The organism is Megasphaera sp. (assembly GCF_047831605.1).
Lineage (GTDB): Bacteria > Bacillota > Negativicutes > Veillonellales > Megasphaeraceae > Megasphaera > Megasphaera intestinihominis.
Window position 1 is genome coordinate 1,541,195 of record NZ_CP181255.1, and the last position, 22,724, is coordinate 1,563,918.

The 22,724-nt window shown below is 52.7% G+C and carries 17 protein-coding genes and 5 tRNA genes; all 22 read left to right on the forward strand.

The window, feature by feature from the left end; genetic code table 11:
* The first annotated feature begins 11 nt into the window (after window positions 1-11).
* The 22 genes from ACFWUB_RS07360 (at window position 12) to ACFWUB_RS07465 (ending at window position 22,651) form a co-directional block, all read left to right on the forward strand.
* Window positions 12-494, forward strand: a complete 483-nt coding sequence (locus ACFWUB_RS07360; RefSeq protein WP_292298401.1) for a SixA phosphatase family protein — start codon at window positions 12-14, stop codon at window positions 492-494.
* 16 nt (window positions 495-510) lie between these two features.
* Entirely contained in the window at window positions 511-1,317 is an 807-nt protein-coding gene (gene thiD / locus ACFWUB_RS07365; RefSeq protein WP_301876880.1) for a bifunctional hydroxymethylpyrimidine kinase/phosphomethylpyrimidine kinase, read from the forward strand.
* A complete protein-coding gene (locus ACFWUB_RS07370) occupies window positions 1,314-2,159 on the forward strand; it encodes a hypothetical protein (RefSeq protein WP_020311658.1) in 846 nt (281 codons plus the stop codon). The genes thiD and ACFWUB_RS07370 overlap by 4 nt, the downstream gene beginning before the upstream one ends.
* Before the next feature lie 205 nt (window positions 2,160-2,364).
* Complete coding sequence (locus ACFWUB_RS07375) at window positions 2,365-4,026, forward strand: ribonuclease J (protein ID WP_302681467.1); 1,662 nt, start codon at window positions 2,365-2,367, stop codon at window positions 4,024-4,026.
* A gap of 78 nt (window positions 4,027-4,104) precedes the next feature.
* Entirely contained in the window at window positions 4,105-5,061 is a 957-nt protein-coding gene (locus tag ACFWUB_RS07380) for a YybS family protein (protein WP_416183735.1), read from the forward strand.
* Window positions 5,062-5,079: 18 nt separating this feature from the next.
* Entirely contained in the window at window positions 5,080-7,095 is a 2,016-nt protein-coding gene (locus tag ACFWUB_RS07385; RefSeq protein ID WP_301876881.1) for a DHH family phosphoesterase, read from the forward strand.
* Window positions 7,092-7,538, forward strand: coding sequence for a 50S ribosomal protein L9 (gene rplI, locus ACFWUB_RS07390; RefSeq protein WP_020311654.1), 447 nt, complete (start codon window positions 7,092-7,094; stop codon window positions 7,536-7,538). Before ACFWUB_RS07385 ends, rplI begins: the two co-directional genes overlap by 4 nt.
* A 22-nt stretch (window positions 7,539-7,560) precedes the next feature.
* Window positions 7,561-9,480 carry a Lon family ATP-dependent protease gene (lonC, locus tag ACFWUB_RS07395; protein ID WP_416183736.1) on the forward strand — a complete coding sequence of 640 codons (1,920 nt, stop codon included), beginning with the start codon at window positions 7,561-7,563 and terminating at the stop codon, window positions 9,478-9,480.
* A 1-nt stretch (window position 9,481) separates the two neighbouring features.
* Window positions 9,482-10,810, forward strand: coding sequence for a replicative DNA helicase (dnaB, locus tag ACFWUB_RS07400; RefSeq protein WP_020723716.1), 1,329 nt, complete (start codon window positions 9,482-9,484; stop codon window positions 10,808-10,810).
* 199 nt (window positions 10,811-11,009) lie between these two features.
* Window positions 11,010-11,085 (forward strand) — tRNA-Thr (locus ACFWUB_RS07405).
* 6 nt (window positions 11,086-11,091) lie between these two features.
* Window positions 11,092-11,177: transfer RNA gene (locus tag ACFWUB_RS07410), tRNA-Tyr, on the forward strand.
* Between the two features lie 5 nt (window positions 11,178-11,182).
* Window positions 11,183-11,258, forward strand: a tRNA-Met gene (locus ACFWUB_RS07415).
* A 58-nt stretch (window positions 11,259-11,316) separates the two neighbouring features.
* Window positions 11,317-11,392: transfer RNA gene (locus ACFWUB_RS07420), tRNA-Thr, on the forward strand.
* A gap of 5 nt (window positions 11,393-11,397) precedes the next feature.
* A tRNA-Met gene (locus ACFWUB_RS07425) sits at window positions 11,398-11,474 on the forward strand.
* 147 nt (window positions 11,475-11,621) lie between these two features.
* Window positions 11,622-12,809 carry an elongation factor Tu gene (tuf, locus tag ACFWUB_RS07430; RefSeq protein ID WP_020311652.1) on the forward strand — a complete coding sequence of 396 codons (1,188 nt, stop codon included), beginning with the start codon at window positions 11,622-11,624 and terminating at the stop codon, window positions 12,807-12,809.
* A gap of 604 nt (window positions 12,810-13,413) precedes the next feature.
* Window positions 13,414-14,310, forward strand: a complete 897-nt coding sequence (locus tag ACFWUB_RS07435) for a mechanosensitive ion channel family protein (RefSeq protein WP_020311651.1) — start codon at window positions 13,414-13,416, stop codon at window positions 14,308-14,310.
* 313 nt (window positions 14,311-14,623) lie between these two features.
* Window positions 14,624-16,144 carry an L-lactate permease gene (locus ACFWUB_RS07440; protein WP_416183737.1) on the forward strand — a complete coding sequence of 507 codons (1,521 nt, stop codon included), beginning with the start codon at window positions 14,624-14,626 and terminating at the stop codon, window positions 16,142-16,144.
* An 814-nt stretch (window positions 16,145-16,958) separates the two neighbouring features.
* Complete coding sequence (gene pct, locus ACFWUB_RS07445) at window positions 16,959-18,512, forward strand: propanoyl-CoA transferase Pct (protein WP_020311649.1); 1,554 nt, start codon at window positions 16,959-16,961, stop codon at window positions 18,510-18,512.
* A complete protein-coding gene (locus ACFWUB_RS07450) occupies window positions 18,509-19,423 on the forward strand; it encodes a VOC family protein (protein WP_014015706.1) in 915 nt (304 codons plus the stop codon). The genes pct and ACFWUB_RS07450 overlap by 4 nt, the downstream gene beginning before the upstream one ends.
* 25 nt (window positions 19,424-19,448) lie before the next feature.
* Window positions 19,449-20,225, forward strand: a complete 777-nt coding sequence (locus tag ACFWUB_RS07455; protein WP_014015707.1) for an acyl-CoA dehydratase activase — start codon at window positions 19,449-19,451, stop codon at window positions 20,223-20,225.
* Window positions 20,226-20,246: 21 nt separating this feature from the next.
* Window positions 20,247-21,533 (forward strand): 2-hydroxyacyl-CoA dehydratase subunit D, encoded by a 1,287-nt coding sequence (locus ACFWUB_RS07460; protein ID WP_020311648.1) that lies wholly within the window; start codon window positions 20,247-20,249, stop codon window positions 21,531-21,533.
* Window positions 21,533-22,651: a 2-hydroxyacyl-CoA dehydratase subunit D gene (locus ACFWUB_RS07465; protein WP_014015709.1), complete on the forward strand. Its 1,119-nt coding sequence runs from the start codon at window positions 21,533-21,535 to the stop codon at window positions 22,649-22,651. Before ACFWUB_RS07460 ends, ACFWUB_RS07465 begins: the two co-directional genes overlap by 1 nt.
* The last annotated feature ends 73 nt before the right edge of the window (window positions 22,652-22,724 follow it).

Below are 22,724 nucleotides of genomic sequence, written 5' to 3' on the forward strand. Positions count from 1 at the left end.
ATGTTTGTTTAATGCGTCACGGAAAGGCCCAGCCTTTTGATCTGCATCAGCCGGATAAACTGCGTGAACTGACTGAAAAAGGGTGTAATCAGGCTTCGTCCATGGCGAAATGGGCCTCGTCATGGTGGCCGTCGGGGAAAACGGCCCTGTGGGTCAGCCCATACGTGCGGACGTGTCAGACAGCCGCTTATTTAGAAAAGCATCTGCCTATTGAGCAGTTCCATACGCATAAAGCCATCGCTTCTGGTGACTTAGTCGCCGTATACGACGAGATTTTGAGCCGGGAAACAGCTGATGTCGTGTGCATCATCGGCCATTCGCCGTTCCTTGACCGCTGGGCTCAGGCCTGGACGGGGACGGCTGTCGACTTCAAGACGGGCAGCATGGCCCTGTTCGACTTCGACGTCCACGGCGGCCGCATCGGTTCGGCATCGCTGCTTTTCTATGTCCATCCGAAGGCCTTGAAATTTTTGGGACCTTCTTACAAAGAATAAATTGGAGGTTGTACTCATGATGAAACATGTATTATCCATTGCCGGGACGGATCCTTCTGGCGGAGCCGGTGCCGCTGCGGATTGCAAGACTTTTTGTGCCCACGGCTGCTTTGCCTTGAATGTCATTACGGCCGTCGTTTCCCAGAACACCCAGGGCGTGCGCGGCTATATGGACATCACGCCGGACCTCATTGCTTCGCAGATCGATGCGGTCTTTGAAGATATCGACGTCGACGCCGTCAAAATCGGCATGGTCAGTGTACCTGAAACGATCCGCGTCATCGCCGATAAATTGAAACAATACCAGCCGCCGTATATCGTCATCGATCCGGTCATGGTTGCTACCAGCGGCCATCGCCTGCTGGTACCGGAAGCCGAACAGACGCTGAAGGAAGTCCTCCTTCCCATGGCCGATCTCCTGACGCCGAATCTGCCGGAAGCCGAAGTGCTGACAGGGAAATCCATTGAAAGCCTGCACGACATGGAAGAAGCGGCCAAGGCCATTGCCGCCATGGGTGCCAAAGCCGTCCTGGTCAAAGGCGGTCATCGCATTGCCGATGTGACGGATATCCTCTTCGATGGCCATGATTTTCATTATTATAAGGGGAAACGCCTGGAAAGCACGAGTACCCATGGGACAGGCTGCTCCTTATCGAGCGCCATCGCCTCGAACCTGGCCAATGGCCTGAGTCTGCCAGACGCAGTCGGTGCGGCGAAAGAGTACGTCTTTGAAGGCATTGCCCATGCTGAACCCATTGGCAAGGGCCATGGCCCGATTCATCACTTTTATGAATTATATAAGAAAGCAGGGTGGACAAAATGAGATTGACACATTCTTGGAAGAAAATGTGCTGCCTGGTCATGGCAGCTGCATCGATCGGCGGTATGGCACTGGCTGCTTCACCGCAGGCAACATATGAAGAAGCGGCCCGCAACATGGCGGCCCATCCTCAGGGCTCTTATACGCTGAAACTGGGCCTCAAGATGCCCTTTGTCGGCGAAGGGGCCGTCGTCAACAATATCGACGTCCAGGAACGGCCTTTCGTCATCCAGTCCCAGGCTAAGGTAACGGGTTTTGCTGCGACGACGATGAAGAAAGTCCCTGAAGGGAAAGCCTATGCCGTCCAGAACGGGAAAAAAATCGACGTCTATTACCAGGAAGATGGCGATGAATGGGAAAAGAAGAGCTATGATTTGAAGGACAGCAAGCCCTTGGCCGATTACCTGCGTCAGGACTACAATGTCCTGGCTGGCGTGAAAAAAGTCACCGCTGCCGGCGGCAATGATTACAACGTCGTCTTCGACGCTTCCCATATCTATAATCCGGCCGACCAGGCCCAGTGGAAGAAAAACGGCATGACGGCCGAACAGATCCGCGTCATGACCAAAGTCCTCCAGGGCTTGCAGCAGTGCGGCGACTTATCGACGGTCGTCACCATCGACCCGGCGACGAAGCGCATTTCCCGCATCTCCCTGCCCTTGACGGACCAGCTGCGCAGCCTGGCCCTGACGCTGGTCGATGAATATGGCCGCAGTGACGCCGACAAGGCCGTAGCCCAGTCGTTCATCAAAATGAGCGAAGTCAGCCTGACCATCGATTGCACGGCCCTGCCCCAGGGAACACAGCTGACCGTGCCGGAAAAAGTCATCAAATCGGCAAAATAAATGTAAATTTTTTATGAAAAGTTAAGAGTTTTCACAAAAAGAGACGATAGATTATTGACAGAGTCCCGGAAATAACGGAAAATATGATAGAAGGAAGAAAATCCATTACTGTTCGTTATATCTACATATAGGATAGACCTGCAGCCTGGTCTGCCGGGCTCCGGTTGGAACGGATACAACTATATTTATTTTTAGGAGGTATATTTTGGCTAAAAAAGAAAAACTCATGGTAATTCCCTTAGGTGGTTTAGGTGAAATCGGCAAGAATATGACGGTCATCCAGTACGGGAATGATATTATCGTCATCGACGCCGGCCTGGCCTTCCCGGATGACGACATGTTCGGCATCGACCTCGTCATCCCGGACATGAGTTACTTGATTGAAAACCGGGACAAAGTACGGGCCGTCGTCATCACCCATGGTCATGAAGACCATATCGGCGGTTTGTCCTACTTGCTCAATGAAGTAAATGTGCCCGTATACGCCACCAAGCTCGTATGCGGCCTCATCGAAGGGAAACTGAAAGAAAATCACATTACGAATTATACACTGAATGAAGTGCATCATGGTGATGAAGTACAGATCGGCTGTATGAAGGTCGGCTTCATCCATACGAACCACTCCATCCCGGATGCCAGTGCCCTGTATTTCCGGACTCCCATAGGCACCATTGTCCATACAGGCGACTTTAAGATGGACCTGACGCCAGTCGATGGCCGTCAGATGGACATCCATAAATTTGCTGAATTAGGCCGCCGCGGCGTCCTGCTGCTCATGTCGGACAGCACCAATGCCGAACGGCCGGGCTACACCGAATCGGAAACGACTGTCGGCCATGCTTTCCGCAAGGCTTTCCGCGCTGCAAAAGGCCGTATCATCCTGGCGACATTCGCCTCGAATATTTCCCGTATCCAACAGGCTATCAATACGGCAGTGCAGTTCAAGCGCAAAGTCACCGTCCTCGGCCGCAGCATGGTCAACAACGTCCAGATTGCCATTGAACTGGGCTATCTCGACGTTCCCGAAGGTGTCCTCATCGAACCGGATGAACTGAACCGTTATCCCGATGACCAGATCCTCATCTTGACGACGGGCAGCCAGGGCGAACCCATGGCCGGCCTGTCGCGCATGGCTTCCAACAACCATCGCAGCGTCAGCATCATGCCTGGCGATACAGTCATCATTTCGGCTACGCCTATCCCAGGCAATGAAACCGGTGTCAGCCGCACCATTGATAACCTCATGCGCCTCGGTGCCAATGTCATCGCCGGCCGGGATAAGAAAATCCACGTATCCGGCCATGCCAGCCAGGAAGAACTGAAGCTCATGCTGGAACTGATCAAACCGAAGTATTTCATCCCTGTCCACGGCGAATACCGCATGCTCAAGACGCACGGCGACCTGGCCGTCATGATGGGCGTTGCCAAGGACCACGTCCTCATCGGCGACAACGGCCAGATCTTTGAATTCTCGAACCGTTCCGGCCATAAGACAGGCCATGTCAATGCAGGCCGCGTCTTCATCGACGGTCTCGGCGTCGGCGATGTCGGCAACATCGTCATCCGCGACCGCCAGCAGCTGGCTATGGAAGGTGTCGTCATCGTCGTCATGACCCTGGCCAAAGGGACGAGCCATCCCCTGGCCGGCCCGGATATCGTTTCCCGCGGCTTCGTCTATGTCCGCGATTCGGAAGAATTGATCCGCGAAGCTCATGACCGCGTCGCCGCCGTCCTCGAACGCTGCGAAGCCGGTAATATCCGCGAATGGGCTGTCATCAAGTCCCAGGTCCGCGATACGCTGAGCCGTTATCTCTATGAAAAGACACGGCGTCGTCCGATGATCCTGCCGATCATCATGGAAGTATAATTTGATGTTTGTTACTGTGACAGCGGAGGCATCTCGTGCCTCCGCTGTTTCTCAGTCCCGACGAAAGGGGGAACTGTTATGGAGCAGAGGCGTGTCACCCCGCTGACGACGGCCGGCTGTTTTGCCGCCATTATGCTGGTCTTTACGCTTCTCAGTACATACGTGCCGATTTTTTCTTTTATTGGTTATTTCATCATGCCCATTCCCATGGTCATCATTTTCATGAAATACGGTCTGCGCCAGACCTTGCTGCTGGGCGTGACCGTAGGCTTCCTCATGGGGTTGTTCATCGACCCGGTGACGGCATTGGTCCAATTCCTGAGCTTCGGTGCCGTCGGCCTGGCCCTGGGAGCTGGCTTTCGCTATGAATGGTCGGCTGTACGCCTCTTGGGGACGGTTACAGCGGCCCTGGTCGCCGTCTTCGTCGTCATCGCCCTATTGTCCTATGTTGTCCTCGACGTCAACGTCTTTACCCAGATGAACGATTTCTTCACGCAGTTCATGGACAGCATGATGGCCCAGTACCAGCAACAGGGCATGTCTGACGTCAAATTGGCAGAAACGCGGGCCCAGCTCAACCAGGTCCGGGAGATGCTGCCGTCGCTGCTGCCCATGTTCCTCTGTCTGGGGACGGCCATCATCGCCTACGCGAACATCAAGATTTCCCAGGTCATCCTGCGCCGTCTCGGCTTTTCGCTCAAGGCGTTTTTGCCTATTCGTTATTGGGAAATACCCCGTAGTATGATATACTTATATATATTGGCATTGGTCATGAAATACTGGGGAGTGACACGGGATATTACCTGGCTCAATATCATCGGCATGAATCTCAATCAGATTGCCTTCTTCTTCATCTGTATCCAGGGAATTGCCTTCGTCTTTTATCTCCTCAGCAGCCGTTTCCGTTTAGGGAATGGCCTTCAGGCCCTGATCCTCATCTCATTTTTTGTCATGCCTGTTTTTTCGTATGCTGCCTTTTTAGCCGGCATCTTCGACATGCTCACGAATTATAGAAAAAAAGGTCGTACGCTTTAGTACGCAGGGGGCGGAACCATGTTTAAAACGTTGCTGTCAAGGCGGTCGGAAGAACCTTTCTTCCTGATTACCGTCTTGCTGCTTATCATCATTGCCGTATATAATTGGGTCATCGCCTTGCTGGCCCTGATCCTCATCGGCGGGGCTTATGTCCTGACCCGCAAGAACCATAACGAACGCAACCGGGAAATCAGCCAGTTCTTCGATGCCATCTCCAAGAGCGTCGACCAGGCTTCGACGTATGCCGTGCAGAATCTGCCTATCGGCATTGCCATCATCGACATGCAGTCCAACTTGTGCTGGGCCAACAGCGTCTTCCGAGACTGGGTCGGCGACATCGACAACGACCAGCAGCTGGACCACATCATGCCGAACTTGAAAGTCGATAAGTTCTGGGGGAAATCGGGATATTTCTTTGAACACATCGGCGAACGCTATTACCGCGTCGTCTACAAGTATCTGCAGACCGAAGCCGCTGACGATGACAATTACCTCATCCTCTATTTTGAAGACATTACCGATACGGAACGGCAGAAGCTGAATTCCCTGGCTGCTGTCCCCGTTTTCTGCGATATCGAGATCGACAACCTGGAGGAAGTTGCCAAGGGGATGACGGCTGTCCAGCGGGCTACGCTGGTGACCAACGTCAACAACTGCCTTATCGGCGAGCTGTCCGGCCATAATTGCTTTATCTGGGCTTACGGCAATGAGAAGTACATTGCCTGCATGAGCCGGGATACGCTGGAATATTATAAGGAAGATAACTTTTCTTTCCTGGAAAAAATCCGTTCCATCCATACGGTCAACCGCATCCCCGTGACGCTCAGCATGGGCATCGCCCTCTTCCCGAGCGACGTCATTGCGGCGGGCAAAGCCAATTTCAACGAACTGGCTACGAAAGCCCGGGCCGGCCTCGACCTGGCTCTGGGCCGCGGCGGCGACCAGGTCGTCGTCTATGAAGAGGACGGATCGCCTCACTTCTACGGCGGCAAGACGCGCAGCGTCGAAAAGAATACCCGCGTCCGGGCCCGCGTCGTCGCCCAGGCCATCCACGAACTCATCGATACGAGCGATATGGTCCTGGTCATGGGACATGAACGGGAAGACTATGACAGCATCGGCGCTGCCGTCGGCGTAGCCCACATGGCCCGCCTGGCAGGCAAGCCAGTACATGTCGTCGTCAGCAATCAGACCGACGCCATCCGGCGCCTGGAAGATCAGATCATGGATAATCCCGATTTCAAGGACCTGCTCATTTCGGCAGAAACGGCGGAGAACATCTGCAACAGCCAGACCCTGCTGTTCATCGTCGATACGCACCGCCCGGACATGACCGTAGCCCCGGCTTTGCTGGACGAAACGGACCGGCGCGTCGTCATCGACCATCACCGCCGCAGTTCGGACTTCATCAAGAAGCCCTTGCTGACCTATACGGAAACGTCGAGTTCTTCGACGAGCGAACTGGTGACGGAGCTCTTGCAATATTTCCAGGAAGATGTAGAATTGACGAAGATCGAAGCGACGGCCCTCTATGCCGGCATCATCGTCGACACCAAGAACTTCGCCGTCCAGACCGGCGTGCGCACTTTCGACGCCGCGTCGTATCTGCGCCGCTGCGGAGCGGATCCGGATATCGTCCGCGAACTGTTCAGCTCTGACTTCGATACCGTCAAGGACCGGGCCCTCATCTTGTCCGGTGCCCAAATCAGCGACGGCGTCGCCATGGCCAGCTGCCCCAAGGGTCAGCGCAATGCCACCATCATCGCCGCCCAGGTAGCGGATATGCTCATCAACATCGACAGCGTCGAAGCCAGCTTCACTTTCTATTATCTGGCCGATGACTGCATCGGTGTCAGCGCCCGCTCGAAAGGCGAAATCAATGTACAATTAGTCATGGAAGCTCTCGGCGGCGGCGGCCACCGTACCGTTGCCGGTGCCCAGCTGCGTGGCCGGACCCTGGTCGAAGCCCAGGGGGACGTCATGGCAGCCCTCCATGAAATCATAGATAAAGACAAGGAGATTGATGAAAAATGAAAGTAATCTTATTACAGGATGTAAAAAAACTCGGTAAGAAAGGGGACATCATCGAAGTATCGGAAGGCTATGGCCGCAACTTCCTCCTGCCCCGTAAATTAGCCGCTCCCGGCACATCGGAAAACCTCAACGATGCCAAACAGAAAAAAGCCGCTGCCAAGCATAAGGCCCAGGTCGCTTCGGATGAAGCCGTCATCCTGGCCAGCCAGCTGAAGAAAGTCGAACTGACCATTCCCGTTAAAGTCGGCGAAGGCGGCAAAGTCTTCGGTGCCATTACGGGCAAGACTATCAGCGAAGCGGCCAAGGCCCAGTACGATATCGACCTGGACAAGAAAAAAGTAGAAATCAAGGATCCGATTAAATCGCTCGGCGATTACGATGTTACCATCCGCGTCCATCCGACGATTACCAGTGTCATCAAAATACACGTTGTAGAAGGCTGATCATAAGCCATAAGGGGATACAATGAAAGAATTATTGGACAAATTATTACAGCGCCATAAGTACCTCGAACCGACGGCGGAGGAAGAACTCCGCCGTCAGGTTAACGTGCTTTATGGCGCTTTTACTGGTCTTATAGGGTCTGAAAAGATGGTCCTCCGGGCCAGTAAGTACTCTGCCTTGTCGTACATCCATTCCGAAGACCCGCGCCAGCGCCTGGTCGGACTGCAGCGCCTCATCTATGAAGACGTCTCGTATGATAAAGTACCCGATGACGATGAAGTCATCAACGTCCTCAATGAACTGGAAATGGTCCTGGCTGAGATGCTGGCCCGTCAGGCCGTAGAAGAACGGCTGGAAAAGAAAATCAGCCAGCGCATGGATGAAAAACAGCAGGAATACGTGCGGGAAATCAAGATGGAACTCATCAAGGAAGAACTGCACGACGTCGAAACGCCGCAGACCAAGCGCAAGCTCAAGGAATTGGACGACCTGGAAAACGTCCATCTTACGGAATCGGTCATGGAACGGGTACGGCCGAAACAGCTCCGGGCTATTGTCGGCCAGGAACGGGCCGTGGAAGCCATGCAGAGCAAGTTATCGTCTGTCTATCCGCAGCACCTGCTCCTCTACGGACCGCCTGGCGTCGGCAAGACGACGGCTGCCCGCATCGTCCTCGACGAAGCCAAGAAGCTGCCCTTTACACCGTTTGGCCCTGATGCGCCCTTTATCGAAACGGACGGGACGACACTGCGCTGGGATTCGCGGGATATGACCAACCCCCTCATCGGTTCGGTCCACGACCCGATTTATCAGGGCGCCCGCCGCGACCTGGCCGATACGGGGATCCCGGAACCGAAGCCGGGCCTGGTCACCGAAGCCCATGGCGGCATCCTCTTCATCGACGAAATCGGGGAAGTGGACCCGATGCTGCTCAACAAGCTGCTGAAAGTCATGGAAGACAAGCGGGTCCGTTTTGAATCGGCTTATTACGACGAAGACGACCCGAATGTGCCGAAGTATATCAAGAAACTCTTTGCCGAAGGGGCTCCGGCCGACTTCATCCTCATCGGTGCGACGACGCGGGACCCGTCGGAAATCAATCCGGCCATCCGGTCGCGCTGCGCTGAAATCTTCTTTGAACCCCTCATCCCGTCGGATATCGAACAGATTGTCACCAATGCCGCTGCCCAGCTGGGGGCGGAACTGGAAGACGGCGTGGCCAAATTGATCAGTGAGTTCACCATCGAAGGCCGCAAGGCCGTCAACATCCTGGCCGATACATATGGCCTGTCTGTCTTTAAATCGGGCTCCAAGGACCACGTGCGCATCACCTGCGACCACGTCCGCCGCGTCGCCCAGATCAGCCGCCTCGTGCCTTATGTGACGGAAAAGGCCAGCGATACGCCTGTCGTCGGCAAGGTCTTCGGCCTCGGCGTCGCCGGTTACCTCGGCTCGGCCATTGAAATCGAAGCCGTCGCCTTTCCGGCGCGGGCGCCGGGGAAGGGGTATTACCGCTTCAACGATACGGCCGGTTCCATGGCCAAGGACTCCATGTTCAACGCAGCCGCTGTCGTCCGCCGCATGACCGGTAAGGAACTGTCCGATTACGACGTCAACATCAACTTCGTCGGCGGCGGCAATATCGACGGCCCGTCGGCAGGCTGTGCCATTACGACGGCCCTCATCTCGGCCATCACAGGCAAGCCGGTCCGCCAGGACATGGCCCTGACCGGGGAAATTTCCATCCAGGGCCAGGTCAAGCCCGTCGGCGGCGTCTTTGAAAAGGCTTATGGCGCCCGTCAGGCTGGCATGAAAGGAATCATCATCCCGAAAGAAAATGCTCATGATATCCCGGAACGCCATTTAGGCCTGAATATCCACTATGCCGTCACCATCGACGACGTACTGAAACTGATGTTGGTCGAACAGGAGAGAACCTAATATGGAACAGCGGATTCCACCGCAGAACGTAGAGGCGGAACAAGCCGTCCTGGGGGCGATGCTCTTATCCCATGATGCCGTCATCGTCGCTATGGAAAAGCTCCAGTCCCAGGATTTTTACCGCGACGTCCATCGCATCATCTTCGAGGCCATGGAACACCTCCATCGGGAAAATAAAGAAATCGACGTCATCACCCTGCCGGACGAGTTGAAACGCATGAAGAAGCTCGACGATGTAGGCGGTCTCGAATACGTCCTGAACCTGCCGAACCTGGTCGGGTCAGCGGCCAATATCGAATATTACGCCAATATCGTCGCCGAGAAGGCCCTGGCGCGCAACCTCATTTCGACGTGTACCGAACTGACGACGGAAGCCTATGACGGCCAAAAGGAAACGGAAGCCCTCCTGGACGATGCCGAACGGCGCATTCTCCAGCTGTCGGATACAAAGAACCGCGGCGATTTCGCTTCCGTCGGCGCCGTCGTCGAAGTGACCCTGGACAAGATCACCAAGCTCTATGAAAATAAAGCGGGCCTCACCGGCCTGCCGACGGGATTCCGCGACCTGGACCGCATGACGTCAGGCCTGCAGCCGTCGGACCTGATCCTGGTCGCTGCCCGTCCGAGTATGGGCAAGACGGCCTTTACCCTGAACATCGCCCAGAACGTCGGCGTCCGTCAGCATAAGACGGTAGCCTTCTTTTCCCTGGAAATGTCCCAGGAACAGCTAGTCCAGCGACTGCTCTGCCAAATCGCCCATATCGACTCGCAGAAACTGCGCACAGGCCAGCTCAACAGCGATGAAGAGTGGACGCGCCTGACCGATGCCTGCGACAAGCTTTATGAGTCGCCCATTTACATCGACGATACGCCGGGCATCTCTGTCGCCGAAATGCGATCGAAAGCGCGGCGCCTCAAGTCGGAACACGGCCTGGACCTGATTATCGTCGACTACCTGCAGCTCATGCAGGGGCGCAATGCCGAAAGCCGCCAGCAGGAAATCTCCGAGATTTCCCGGTCCCTCAAGGCCCTGGCGCGGGAACTGAAAGTACCGCTCATCGCCTTGTCCCAGCTCAGCCGCAGTGTCGAAAGCCGGCAGGATAAACGGCCTATGCTCAGTGACCTCCGCGAATCGGGGGCCCTGGAACAGGATGCGGATATCGTTTCCTTCTTGTACCGCGAAGATTACTACGATAAGGAAACGGAGAACCAGCACATTACAGAAGTCATCCTGGCCAAACACCGCAACGGCCCTGTCGGGTCGGTCAAGCTCTACTTCAAGAACGAGTTCACGCTGTTCCTCAACCTGGACACGCAGCATGAAGGGTAGATAAAATTAATTTAAAAAAAGTGTAAAAAGCACTTGCATTATTCCGTGGGGTATAGTATACTAATCAAGTCAGCGGTTCTGACAGAGCCTTTTGAAACGGGGTTCTGCCTCGTCAGAAGAAATAAGAAAAGCTGATAAAAAAGTTCTTGACAGAACGTCAGTCCTTTGATATAATAGACTACGTTCCACGGAACAGTAAGCCAACGTAGCTCAATTGGTAGAGCAACTGACTTGTAATCAGTAGGTTGTAGGTTCAAGTCCTATCGTTGGCTCCAGTAAATGGTGGGGTTCCCGAGTGGCTAAAGGGAGCAGACTGTAAATCTGCCGGCGTTTGCCTTCGAAGGTTCGAATCCTTCCCCCACCACCAATCATCGCGGGGTGGAGCAGTTGGTAGCTCGTCGGGCTCATAACCCGAAGGTCGTAGGTTCAAGTCCTGCCCCCGCTACCAAATTTTTTTACTGTCAGGTAAAAAAACAACTTCATAATTGGCTTTGACCAGTTCATAAGCTGTTGTAGCTCAGTCGGTAGAGCGTATCCTTGGTAAGGATAAGGTCACCGGTTCAATCCCGGTCAATAGCTCCACACATGGCGGCTTAGCTCAGTTGGCTAGAGCATGCGGTTCATACCCGCAGTGTCCAGAGTTCGAATCTCCGAGCCGCCACCACACTAATAACCTCGTGCATACGAGGTTATTTCTATATGCAAAAATATTTTTTGTTTAAATTTTCCTATTTTTTTAAGCAAAGAGTATGGATGTGTGATAGAATACAAGTGGGTAGCTGTTTTTTTCCTAAAGGAGGAAATGATTACAATGGCAAAAGAACATTATGAAAGAACAAAACCGCATGTTAATATCGGTACGATTGGTCACGTCGACCATGGCAAAACGACATTAACGGCTGCTATTACGAAAGTATTAGCAAAGAAGGGCTTTGCCAAGTTCGAAGATTACTCCGATATTGACAAGGCTCCGGAAGAACGTGAACGTGGTATTACGATCAACACGGCGCACGTCGAATATGAAACGGAAAAACGCCACTATGCACATGTTGACTGCCCGGGGCATGCTGACTATGTCAAGAACATGATCACTGGTGCAGCTCAGATGGATGGTGCTATCCTCGTTGTATCCGCAGCTGACGGCCCGATGCCGCAGACTCGTGAACACATCCTCCTGGCCCGCCAGGTCGGTGTACCGGCTATCGTCGTATACCTCAACAAAGCTGACCAGGTCGACGATCCGGAACTGATTGAACTCGTTGAAATGGAAGTCCGCGACCTCCTGACTGAATATGATTATCCTGGCGATGAAGTACCTATCATCGTAGGTTCTGCATTGAAAGCCCTCGAAGGCGATCCGGAAGCTGAAAAATCCATCCTCGACTTGATGGATGCTGTCGACAGCTACATCCCGACGCCGAAACGTCCGACGGACCAGCCGTTCCTGATGCCTGTCGAAGACGTATTCACCATCACCGGCCGTGGTACGGTTGCTACGGGCCGTGTCGAACGTGGTACGATCAAAGTCGGTGACGCTGTCGAAATCGTCGGCCTCGCTGATAAACCGAAAGATACCGTCGTTACGGGCGTTGAAATGTTCCGTAAGATCCTGGACCTCGCAGAAGCAGGCGACAACATCGGCGCACTGCTCCGTGGCATCGACCGCAAAGACGTCGAACGCGGCCAGGTCCTGGCTAAACCGGGCACGATTCATCCGCACACGAAATTCAAGGCTCAGGTCTATGTCCTGACCAAAGATGAAGGCGGCCGTCATACGCCGTTCTTCAACGGCTATCGTCCGCAGTTCTACTTCCGCACGACTGACGTAACGGGTGTCATCACCCTGCCGGAAGGCACAGAAATGTGCATGCCTGGCGATAACGTCAAGATGGAAGTCGAACTCATCACACCGATTGCTATCGAAGCAGGCCTGCGCTTCGCTATCCGTGAAGGCGGCCGTACCGTAGGTGCTGGTGTCGTATCCGAAATCGAAGGCTAAAAGATAGTTTAAAGTTTGTAGTGCCGAGTTTGTAGAAAGAGGTTAAATTTTTAGCCAATAACTGCAAACTAAAAACTACAAACTTGATACTTAAAAGAGGGGCTGTCGCACGAAGGTTTCTGCCATCATGCGAGGCCCCTTTCTCTTTATAGTTTGCAGTATGGAGTTTGTAGTCTGTAGAAATGGAATTTAAATTTTCTAATCACTAACTGCTAACCACTAGCAACTTAAAAGGGCTTGTTGCATGTGCAACAAGCCCTTTTTTTGCATACATTTATGCGCAAGGCTACAGGCCGTGAATTAGTTATCGCCTGTCTGCGCAATTGTAGGGGCTCGCACGTGGCGAGCCCGCTTCTAATATAATGAGGGAATGACGGTAACTGTAGCGTAAGGCACCCGTCGGAAGCCTCTCCTCATAGGAGAGGTGGCCCGAAGGGCCGGAGAGGTTAACCTCTCAGTCAGCTGCGCTGACAGCTCTCCTAGCAGGAGAGCCGGACCGTCGGCCCCTACGAACCCCTAGCCCCTAACCCCTAACCCCTAGCCACTAGCCACTACCCAAAATCCCGGGTATAATAGAACTACACACAAGAGGAGGGTGCGAAATATGAACATTGCTGAAAATACGGCCGATACAGCGCAGCAGGCGGCTAACGTCGTCCAGGCCGATGTCCAGAACCAGGTCACGCAGAGCGTCACGACGCTGGACCATTTAAAGGATTTTCTGCTCAACCACGGTCCCGATGTCATCTATGCCATCGTCATCTTCATCGTCGGCCGCTATGTGGCCCGGGCTTTCAAGAACCTGGCTGTCCGCATGATGACCCATGCCAATTACGACCATACGGTCATCACCTTTGTCAGCCAGCTGATTTATTATGCCATCATGGCCTTGGTCCTGTTGTCGGCCCTGAATAAGGCCGGTATCCCGACGAATTCCTTCCTGGCCGCGTTCGGCGCCTTTGGCCTGGCTGTCGGCCTGGCCTTGCAGAGCAATCTGTCGAATTTCGCTTCCGGCCTTTTGATCCTGATCTTCAAGCCTTTCAAAGCCGGAGATTGGATCGCCGTCGGCGGCGTAGAAGGCAGCGTCAAAGGGATTCAGATGATGAATACGGCTATTACGACGAAAGACAACAAGACGATTTTCATCCCCAATTCCAGTATCACCTCGTCCCAGGTGACCAACAGCTCTTACCAGCAGGAAAGGTACATTACTTTTTTCTTCGACATCGGTTACCAGAACGACCATCACAAGGCCATTGCCCTGCTGAAGCAGATATTCCGGGAAGACAGGCGGGTCCTCAATGCCGACACGATGGAAATCGGCATCCGCGAATTTGCCGAAAGCTCCGTGCGCATCGCCGCTTTTCCCAAGGTCGCCAAGGAAAATTATTACCCCGTCTATTACGACACTATGTCCAAGGTAAAGGATACCTTCGATGCCAACGGTATTGATATACCTTATCCGCAGCGCGTAATTTATATACAAAAAAATGAACAATAAAACATTACTTTTTGAACATGTTTTCAGCTATTTCTTAGGAAATAGCTGATTTTTTTGTACCTTATCCATAGTATGTGAAAAAAAGAATAAAGATGGGAAATAAGAATATTCGCCAAAATCGAAAAATAATCTTGCGTTTTTCGTCTAACTAAGGCTTGAGCTATACTTTAATAGCATTGTTAAGCTGTTGATTTATGCCCTTTTTCTATTATATAATAGTATCATGTTGTTCGGGAATTAATTATTTAATTATTAATAGTTTTTGAGCATATAATAAGTTCAAAAGTGAACAAAGAAAGAGGGTATTTGTATTATGGTATTTTTATTGGCATTGTCACCTATTTTGTGGCTCATCGTTTCTTTGGGCTTCCTGAAGATGCAGAGCTTCAAGGCATGTCCCATTGCCTTGATCATTTCTTTTGCCGTCGCCCTGGCCTGGTATCATATGCCGGGCATGGATGCCGCTACGGCAGCCCTGGAAGGCGTGGCCCTGGCATGCTGGCCTATTTTACTGGTCATCATCGCCGCTATCTTTACGTATAATCTGACCTTGTACACCAAGAGCATGGATATCGTCAAGCACATGCTGACGACGGTCAGCAAGGACCGCCGCGTCCTGGCCCTGCTCATTGGCTGGGGGTTCGGCGCCTTCATGGAAGGTATGGCCGGCTTCGGTACGGCTATCGCTATCCCGGCATCGATGCTGGTTGCCCTGGGTTTCGACCCCATCAAGGCTATCCTGGTCTGCCTGGTTGCTAACTCCGTTCCGACGACGTATGGTTCCATCGGTATCCCGGCCAGCACCCTGGCTAACTTGACGGGCCTCGATCCGGTCCAGCTGTCGACATATATCAGCTTGCAGCTCCTGCCGCTCAACATCCTTTGCCCGTTCATCATCGTCGCCATCGTCGGCGGCTCGCTGAAGGCCCTCAAAGGCGTTTTCATGGTTACCCTGCTCTCGGCCCTGGGCCTGGCTGTGCCGGAACTCATCGTCTCGGCCTTCGTCGGTCCGGAACTGGCTGTCATGGGGGCTTCTATCGTCATCATGGCCCTCATCGTCGTTTATTCCCATTTCCGTCCCATAGACAATCCGGAATATGCCATGGACATCAATCCGGCTCACGTACCGCTCCGCGGTGGTCTGCTGGCTTGCCTGCCCTTCATCTTGATCTTCGTCTTCTTATTGCTGACGTCGAAACTCGTTCCCTTCATCCATGCACCGCTCATGGCTATTAAATCGTCGGTCCTCATCTATACCGGTCAGGGCGGCGTGCCTTATACCTTCATCTGGGTCAATACGCCGGGCATCCTCATCCTCCTGGCAGCCTTCATCAGCGGTAAGGCCCAGTCGGCCCGTTTTAGCGAAATGTTCTTCGTCTTGCTGAACACCATTAAAGGTCTCCGCAATACGATCATCACCATCATCGCCGTCATCGCTACGGCTAAAGTCATGGGCTACAGCGGCATGACATCGGATATCGCCCGCACGGCTGTCGAAGCGACGGGCATGATGTATCCGGCCATTGCACCGCTCATCGGCTCTGTCGGCACGTTCATCACCGGTTCCGGTACGTCCAGTAACGTCCTCTTCGGCAACCTCCAGACCGATGCCGCTGCCGCCATCAACGCCAATAAAGCCTGGCTGGCTGCTGCCAACGCGGCCGGTACCTGCGCAGGCAAGATGATTTCGCCGCAGAGTATCGCCATCGCCGTCGGGGCCATCTCCCTGACCGGCAAGGATAACGAAATCCTCCAGGCAATCATGAAAGTCTACGTACCATATATCATCCTCTTAGGGGCCATCGTCTACTTCGGACAGGTCCTGGTAGGGTAGGGAAAAAGGGACTGTCGCACATGCGACAGTCCCTTTTTCTGTAGGGGCTTGCACGTGGCAAGCCCGCCTGAAATGTGATGTAGACGTTATACATGACAAATGATATGCGTGAAAACGTTCAATATACTCCAATCTATTATGTCTATACAATCATGATAGGCCTGTCTTAGAATATGAGTGATTATTCATTTTAGGGAGAGCGCCACCAAATATCCAACGGGTCGCCCACGTGGCGACCCCTACAGCGCAAAAAAGGCTGCCGTATAAAGCCATCTGGGCTTCGTGCGGCAGCTTTTTTAGATGATTCAGGCGAACCACTAGCCACTAGCCACGAACCACTAATCCCTAGCCCCTAAACTTCCTATTACGAACTATTCTAGAATGGAAGAATAAGTGCCGTTTTTCACATACTATAACGAATTATCATGCTTGATTTTTAACAGTACCTTTTGGTCATGGCTGTTTTACAGGGGTTTCCGACTTTTTGATATATAATATCGATTAAACTAAAAATCATACGTGATGAATTAATCTATTTATATCAATATATAAGCCGTTTTATCGCCGTAATTCGCTTGGAATTAGTTGTTCGATAAATAATTATAAATATCAAAATTTATAATTCTAAAGTGGAATGGATTTGTAGATTTTCTATTCCTTGTGACTAATTTGTCCCAATTTATTCATTGACGTTATGGATTTTCCATGATATCATTCTAGTCAGTAATTCACCTTTGGAAAATTTTCACAAAGGCGTACGACAGTAGCGACGACAGCGTCGGTACACTCTACATAGCAGGAGGAAGTTACGGTAATGAGAAAAGTAGAAATCATTACAGCTGAACAAGCAGCTCAGCTCGTAAAAGACAACGACACGATTACGTCTATTGGTTTTGTCAGCAGTGCCCATCCGGAAGCCCTGACCAAAGCCTTGGAAAAACGGTTCTTGGATACGAACACGCCGCAGAACCTGACTTACATCTACGCAGGTTCCCAGGGTAAACGCGATGGCCGTGCTGCAGAACACCTGGCACACACAGGTCTTTTGAAACGCGCCATCATCGGTCACTGGCAGACAGTACCGGCTATCGGTAAACTGGCTGTTGAAAACAAAATCGAAGCATACAACTTCTCGCAGGGCACGCTGGTTCATTGGTTCCGCGCTTTGGCAGGCCACAAACTCGGCGTCTTCACAGATATCGGTTTGGAAACTTTCCTCGATCCCCGTCAGCTCGGCGGCAAGCTCAATGACGTAACCAAAGAAGACTTGGTCAAATTGATCGAAGTCGACGGTCACGAACAGCTTTTCTATCCGACCTTCCCGGTCAACGTAGCTTTCCTCCGCGGCACTTATGCCGATGAATCGGGCAACATCACCATGGATGAAGAAATCGGGCCTTTCGAAAGCACTTCCGTCGCCCAGGCCGTTCACAACTGTGGCGGTAAAGTCGTCGTCCAGGTCAAAGACGTCGTCGCTCACGGCAGCCTCGACCCGCGCATGGTTAAGATCCCTGGCATCTATGTCGACTACGTCGTCGTAGCAGCTCCGGAAGACCATCAGCAGACGTATGACTGCGAATACGATCCGTCCCTCAGCGGCGAACATCGTGCTCCCGAAGGCGCTGCCGACGCAGCTCTCCCCATGAGTGCTAAGAAAATCATCGGCCGCCGCGGCGCTTTGGAACTGACCGAAAACGCTGTCGTCAACCTCGGCGTCGGTGCTCCGGAATACGTTGCTTCCGTTGCCGGTGAAGAAGGTATCGCCGATACCATTACCCTGACCGTCGAAGGCGGCGCTATCGGTGGCGTACCGCAGGGCGGTGCCCGTTTCGGTTCGTCCCGCAATGCCGATGCCATCATCGACCACACCTATCAGTTCGACTTCTACGATGGCGGCGGTCTGGACATCGCTTACCTCGGCCTGGCCCAGTGCGATGGCTCGGGCAACATCAACGTCAGCAAGTTCGGTACTAACGTTGCCGGCTGCGGCGGTTTCCCGAACATTTCCCAGCAGACACCGAATGTTTACTTCTGCGGCACCTTCACGGCTGGCGGCTTGAAAATCGCTGTCGAAGACGGCAAAGTCAAGATCCTCCAGGAAGGCAAAGCCAAGAAGTTCATCAAAGCTGTCGACCAGATCACTTTCAACGGTTCCTATGCAGCCCGCAACGGCAAACACGTTCTCTACATCACGGAACGCTGCGTATTTGAACTGACCAAAGAAGGCTTGAAACTCATCGAAGTCGCACCGGGCATCGATATTGAAAAAGATATCCTCGCTCACATGGACTTCAAGCCGATCATTGATAATCCGAAACTCATGGATGCCCGCCTCTTCCAGGACGGCCCGATGGGGTTGAAAAAATGAAACCTATGCGACTCCACCACGTAGGCATTGTCCTGCCGACCTTAGAAAAAGCCCATGAATTCATGCAGAATAATGGACTTGAAATCGACTATGCCGGCTATGTCGATGCTTACCAGGCTGATCTCATTTTCACTAAGTTTGGTGAATTTGCCAGCCCGATTGAAATGATTATCCCGCACTCCGGTGTGCTTACCCAATTCAATGGTGGCCGCGGCGGCATTGCCCACATCGCCTTCGAAGTGGACGATGTCGAAGCTGTCCGCCAGGAAATGGAAGCAGATTGTCCGGGATGCATGTTAGAAAAGAAAGCTGTCCAGGGTACGGACGACATTATCGTCAACTTCCGCCGCCCGACAACCAACCAGGGTATCCTCGTTGAATATGTTCAGACGACAGCACCTATCACCGGCCGCGGCGAAAATCCTTTCGTTAAGAATCTCGGCCCGGAAAAAGGGAAGCTCAACGAAACATGGCATCCCATGCGCCTGCACCATATCGGCATCGTCTTGCCGACCTTGGAAAAGGCCCATGAATTCATCAAGACCAATGGTCTGGAAGTGGATTATTCCGGTTTCGTCGACGCCTACCATGCGGATCTCATTTTCACTAAAAAAGGTGAAAACAGTACGCCTATCGAATTCATTATTCCCCGTGAAGGGGTCCTCAAAGATTTCAATCATGGCAGGGGAGGTATCGCTCATATCGCCTTTGAAGTGGATGATGTCGAAAAGGTACGTCAGATTATGGAAAGCCAGAAGCCTGGTTGCATGCTCGAAAAGAAAGCCGTCCGGGGAACGGACGATATCATCGTCAACTTCCGCCGTCCCAGCACGGACGCCGGCATCCTCGTCGAATATGTCCAGACCGTAGCTCCCATCAATCGCAGCAATCCCAACCCTTTTAATGATTGATTTTTTATAAAGAAAGGTGAAAACTGTGTATACTCTCGGAATCGACGTTGGTTCTTCTTCTTCCAAGGCAGTCATCCTGGAAGATGGCAAGAAGATCGTCGCCCATGCCGTCGTTGAAATCGGCACCGGTTCGACCGGTCCGGAACGCGTTTTGGACGAAGTCTTCAAAGATACCAACTTAAAAATTGAAGACATGGCGAACATCATCGCTACAGGCTATGGCCGTTTCAATGTCGACTGCGCCAAAGGCGAAGTCAGCGAAATCACGTGCCATGCCAAAGGGGCCCTCTTTGAATGCCCCGGTACGACGACCATCCTCGATATCGGCGGTCAGGACGTCAAGTCCATCAAATTGAATGGCCAGGGCCTGGTCATGCAGTTTGCCATGAACGACAAATGCGCCGCTGGTACGGGCCGTTTCCTCGACGTCATGTCGAAGGTACTGGAAATCCCCATGTCTGAAATGGGGGACTGGTACTTCAAATCGAAGCATCCCGCTGCCGTCAGCAGTACCTGCACGGTTTTTGCTGAATCGGAAGTCATTTCCCTTCTTTCCAAGAATGTCCCGAAAGAAGATATCGTAGCCGGTGTCCATCAGTCCATCGCCGCCAAAGCCTGCGCTCTCGTGCGCCGCGTCGGTGTCGGTGAAGACCTGACCATGACCGGCGGTGGCTCCCGCGATCCCGGCGTCGTCGATGCCGTATCGAAAGAATTAGGTATTCCTGTCAGAGTCGCTCTGCATCCCCAAGCGGTGGGTGCTCTCGGAGCTGCTTTGATTGCTTATGATAAAATCAAGAAATAAGTCAAAGGAGAGAACAAAATCATGAGTGAAGAAAAAACAGTAGATATTGAAAGCATGAGCTCCAAGGAAGCCCTTGGTTACTTCTTGCCGAAAGTCGATGAAGACGCACGTAAAGCGAAAAAAGAAGGCCGCCTCGTTTGCTGGTCCGCTTCTGTCGCTCCTCCGGAATTCTGCACGGCTATGGACATCGCCATCGTCTATCCGGAAACTCACGCAGCTGGTATCGGTGCCCGTCACGGTGCTCCGGCCATGCTCGAAGTTGCTGAAAACAAAGGTTACAACCAGGACATCTGTTCCTACTGCCGCGTCAACATGGGCTACATGGAACTCCTCAAACAGCAGGCTCTGACAGGCGAAACGCCGGAAGTCCTCAAAAACTCCCCGGCTTCTCCGATTCCCCTTCCGGATGTTGTCCTCACTTGCAACAACATCTGCAATACCTTGCTCAAATGGTATGAAAACTTGGCTAAAGAATTGAACGTACCTCTCATCAACATCGACGTACCGTTCAACCATGAATTCCCTGTTACGAAACATGCTAAACAGTACATCGTCGGCGAATTCAAACACGCTATCAAACAGCTCGAAGACCTCTGCGGCCGTCCCTTCGACTATGACAAATTCTTCGAAGTACAGAAACAGACACAGCGCTCCATCGCTGCCTGGAACAAAATCGCTACGTACTTCCAGTACAAACCGTCGCCGCTCAACGGCTTCGACCTCTTCAACTACATGGGCCTCGCCGTTGCTGCCCGCTCCTTGAACTACTCGGAAATCACGTTCAACAAATTCCTCAAAGAATTGGACGAAAAAGTAGCTAATAAGAAATGGGCTTTCGGTGAAAACGAAAAATCCCGTGTTACCTGGGAAGGTATCGCTGTCTGGATCGCTCTCGGCCACACCTTCAAAGAACTCAAAGGTCAGGGCGCTCTCATGACTGGTTCCGCTTATCCTGGCATGTGGGACGTTTCCTACGAACCGGGCGACCTCGAATCCATGGCAGAAGCTTATTCCCGTACATACATCAACTGCTGCCTCGAACAGCGCGGCGCTGTTCTTGAAAAAGTTGTCCGCGACGGCAAATGCGACGGCTTGATCATGCATCAGAACCGTTCCTGCAAGAACATGAGCCTCCTCAACAACGAAGGTGGCCAGCGCGTCCAGAAGAACCTCGGCGTACCGTATGTCATTTTCGACGGCGACCAGACCGATGCTCGTAACTTCTCGGAAGCACAGTTCGATACCCGTGTAGAAGCTTTGGCAGAAATGATGGCAGACAAAAAAGCCAATGAAGGAGGAAACCACTAATGAGTCAGATCGACGAACTTATCAGCAAATTACAGGAAGTATCCAACCATCCCCAGAAGACGGTTTTGAATTATAAAAAACAGGGCAAAGGCCTCGTAGGCATGATGCCTTACTACGCTCCGGAAGAAATCGTATACGCTGCAGGCTATCTCCCGGTAGGCATGTTCGGTTCCCAGAACCCGCAGATCTCCGCAGCTCGTACATACCTTCCTCCGTTCGCTTGTTCCTTGATGCAGGCTGACATGGAACTCCAGCTCAACGGCACGTATGACTGCCTCGACGCTGTCATCTTCTCCGTTCCCTGCGATACCCTCCGCTGCATGAGCCAGAAATGGCACGGCAAAGCTCCGGTCATCGTCTTCACACAGCCCCAGAACCGTAAGATCCGCCCGGCTGTCGACTTCCTCAAAGCTGAATACGAACATGTCCGCACTGAATTGGAACGTATCCTCAACGTAAAAATCTCCGACCTGGCTATCCAGGAAGCTATCAAAGTATACAACGAAAACCGTCAGGTTATGCGTGAATTCTGCGACGTAGCTGCTCAGTACCCGCAGATCTTCACTCCGGTCAAACGCCATGACGTCATCAAAGCCCGCTGGTTCATGGACAAAGCTGAACACACCGCTTTGGTCCGCGAACTCATCGACGCTGTCAAGAAAGAACCGGTACAGCCGTGGAATGGCAAAAAAGTCATCCTCTCCGGTATCATGGCAGAACCGGATGAATTCCTCGACATCTTCAGCGAATTCAACATCGCTGTCGTCGCTGACGACCTCGCTCAGGAATCCCGCCAGTTCCGTACAGACGTACCGTCCGGCATCGATCCCCTCGAACAGCTCGCTCAGCAGTGGCAGGACTTCGATGGCTGCCCGCTCGCTTTGAACGAAGACAAACCGCGTGGCCAGATGCTCATCGACATGACCAAGAAATACAATGCTGACGCTGTCGTCATCTGCATGATGCGCTTCTGCGATCCGGAAGAATTCGACTATCCGATTTACAAACCGGAATTCGAAGCAGCCGGTGTCCGTTACACCGTCCTCGACCTCGACATCGAATCTCCGTCGCTCGAACAGCTCCGCACCCGTATCCAGGCTTTCTCGGAAATTCTCTAAGAATCGCCTGATCCATCAGCCATCTGGGCGGGACTCCGAAAGGTGCCTGCTACAGGATAAATTGCCTGCTCCG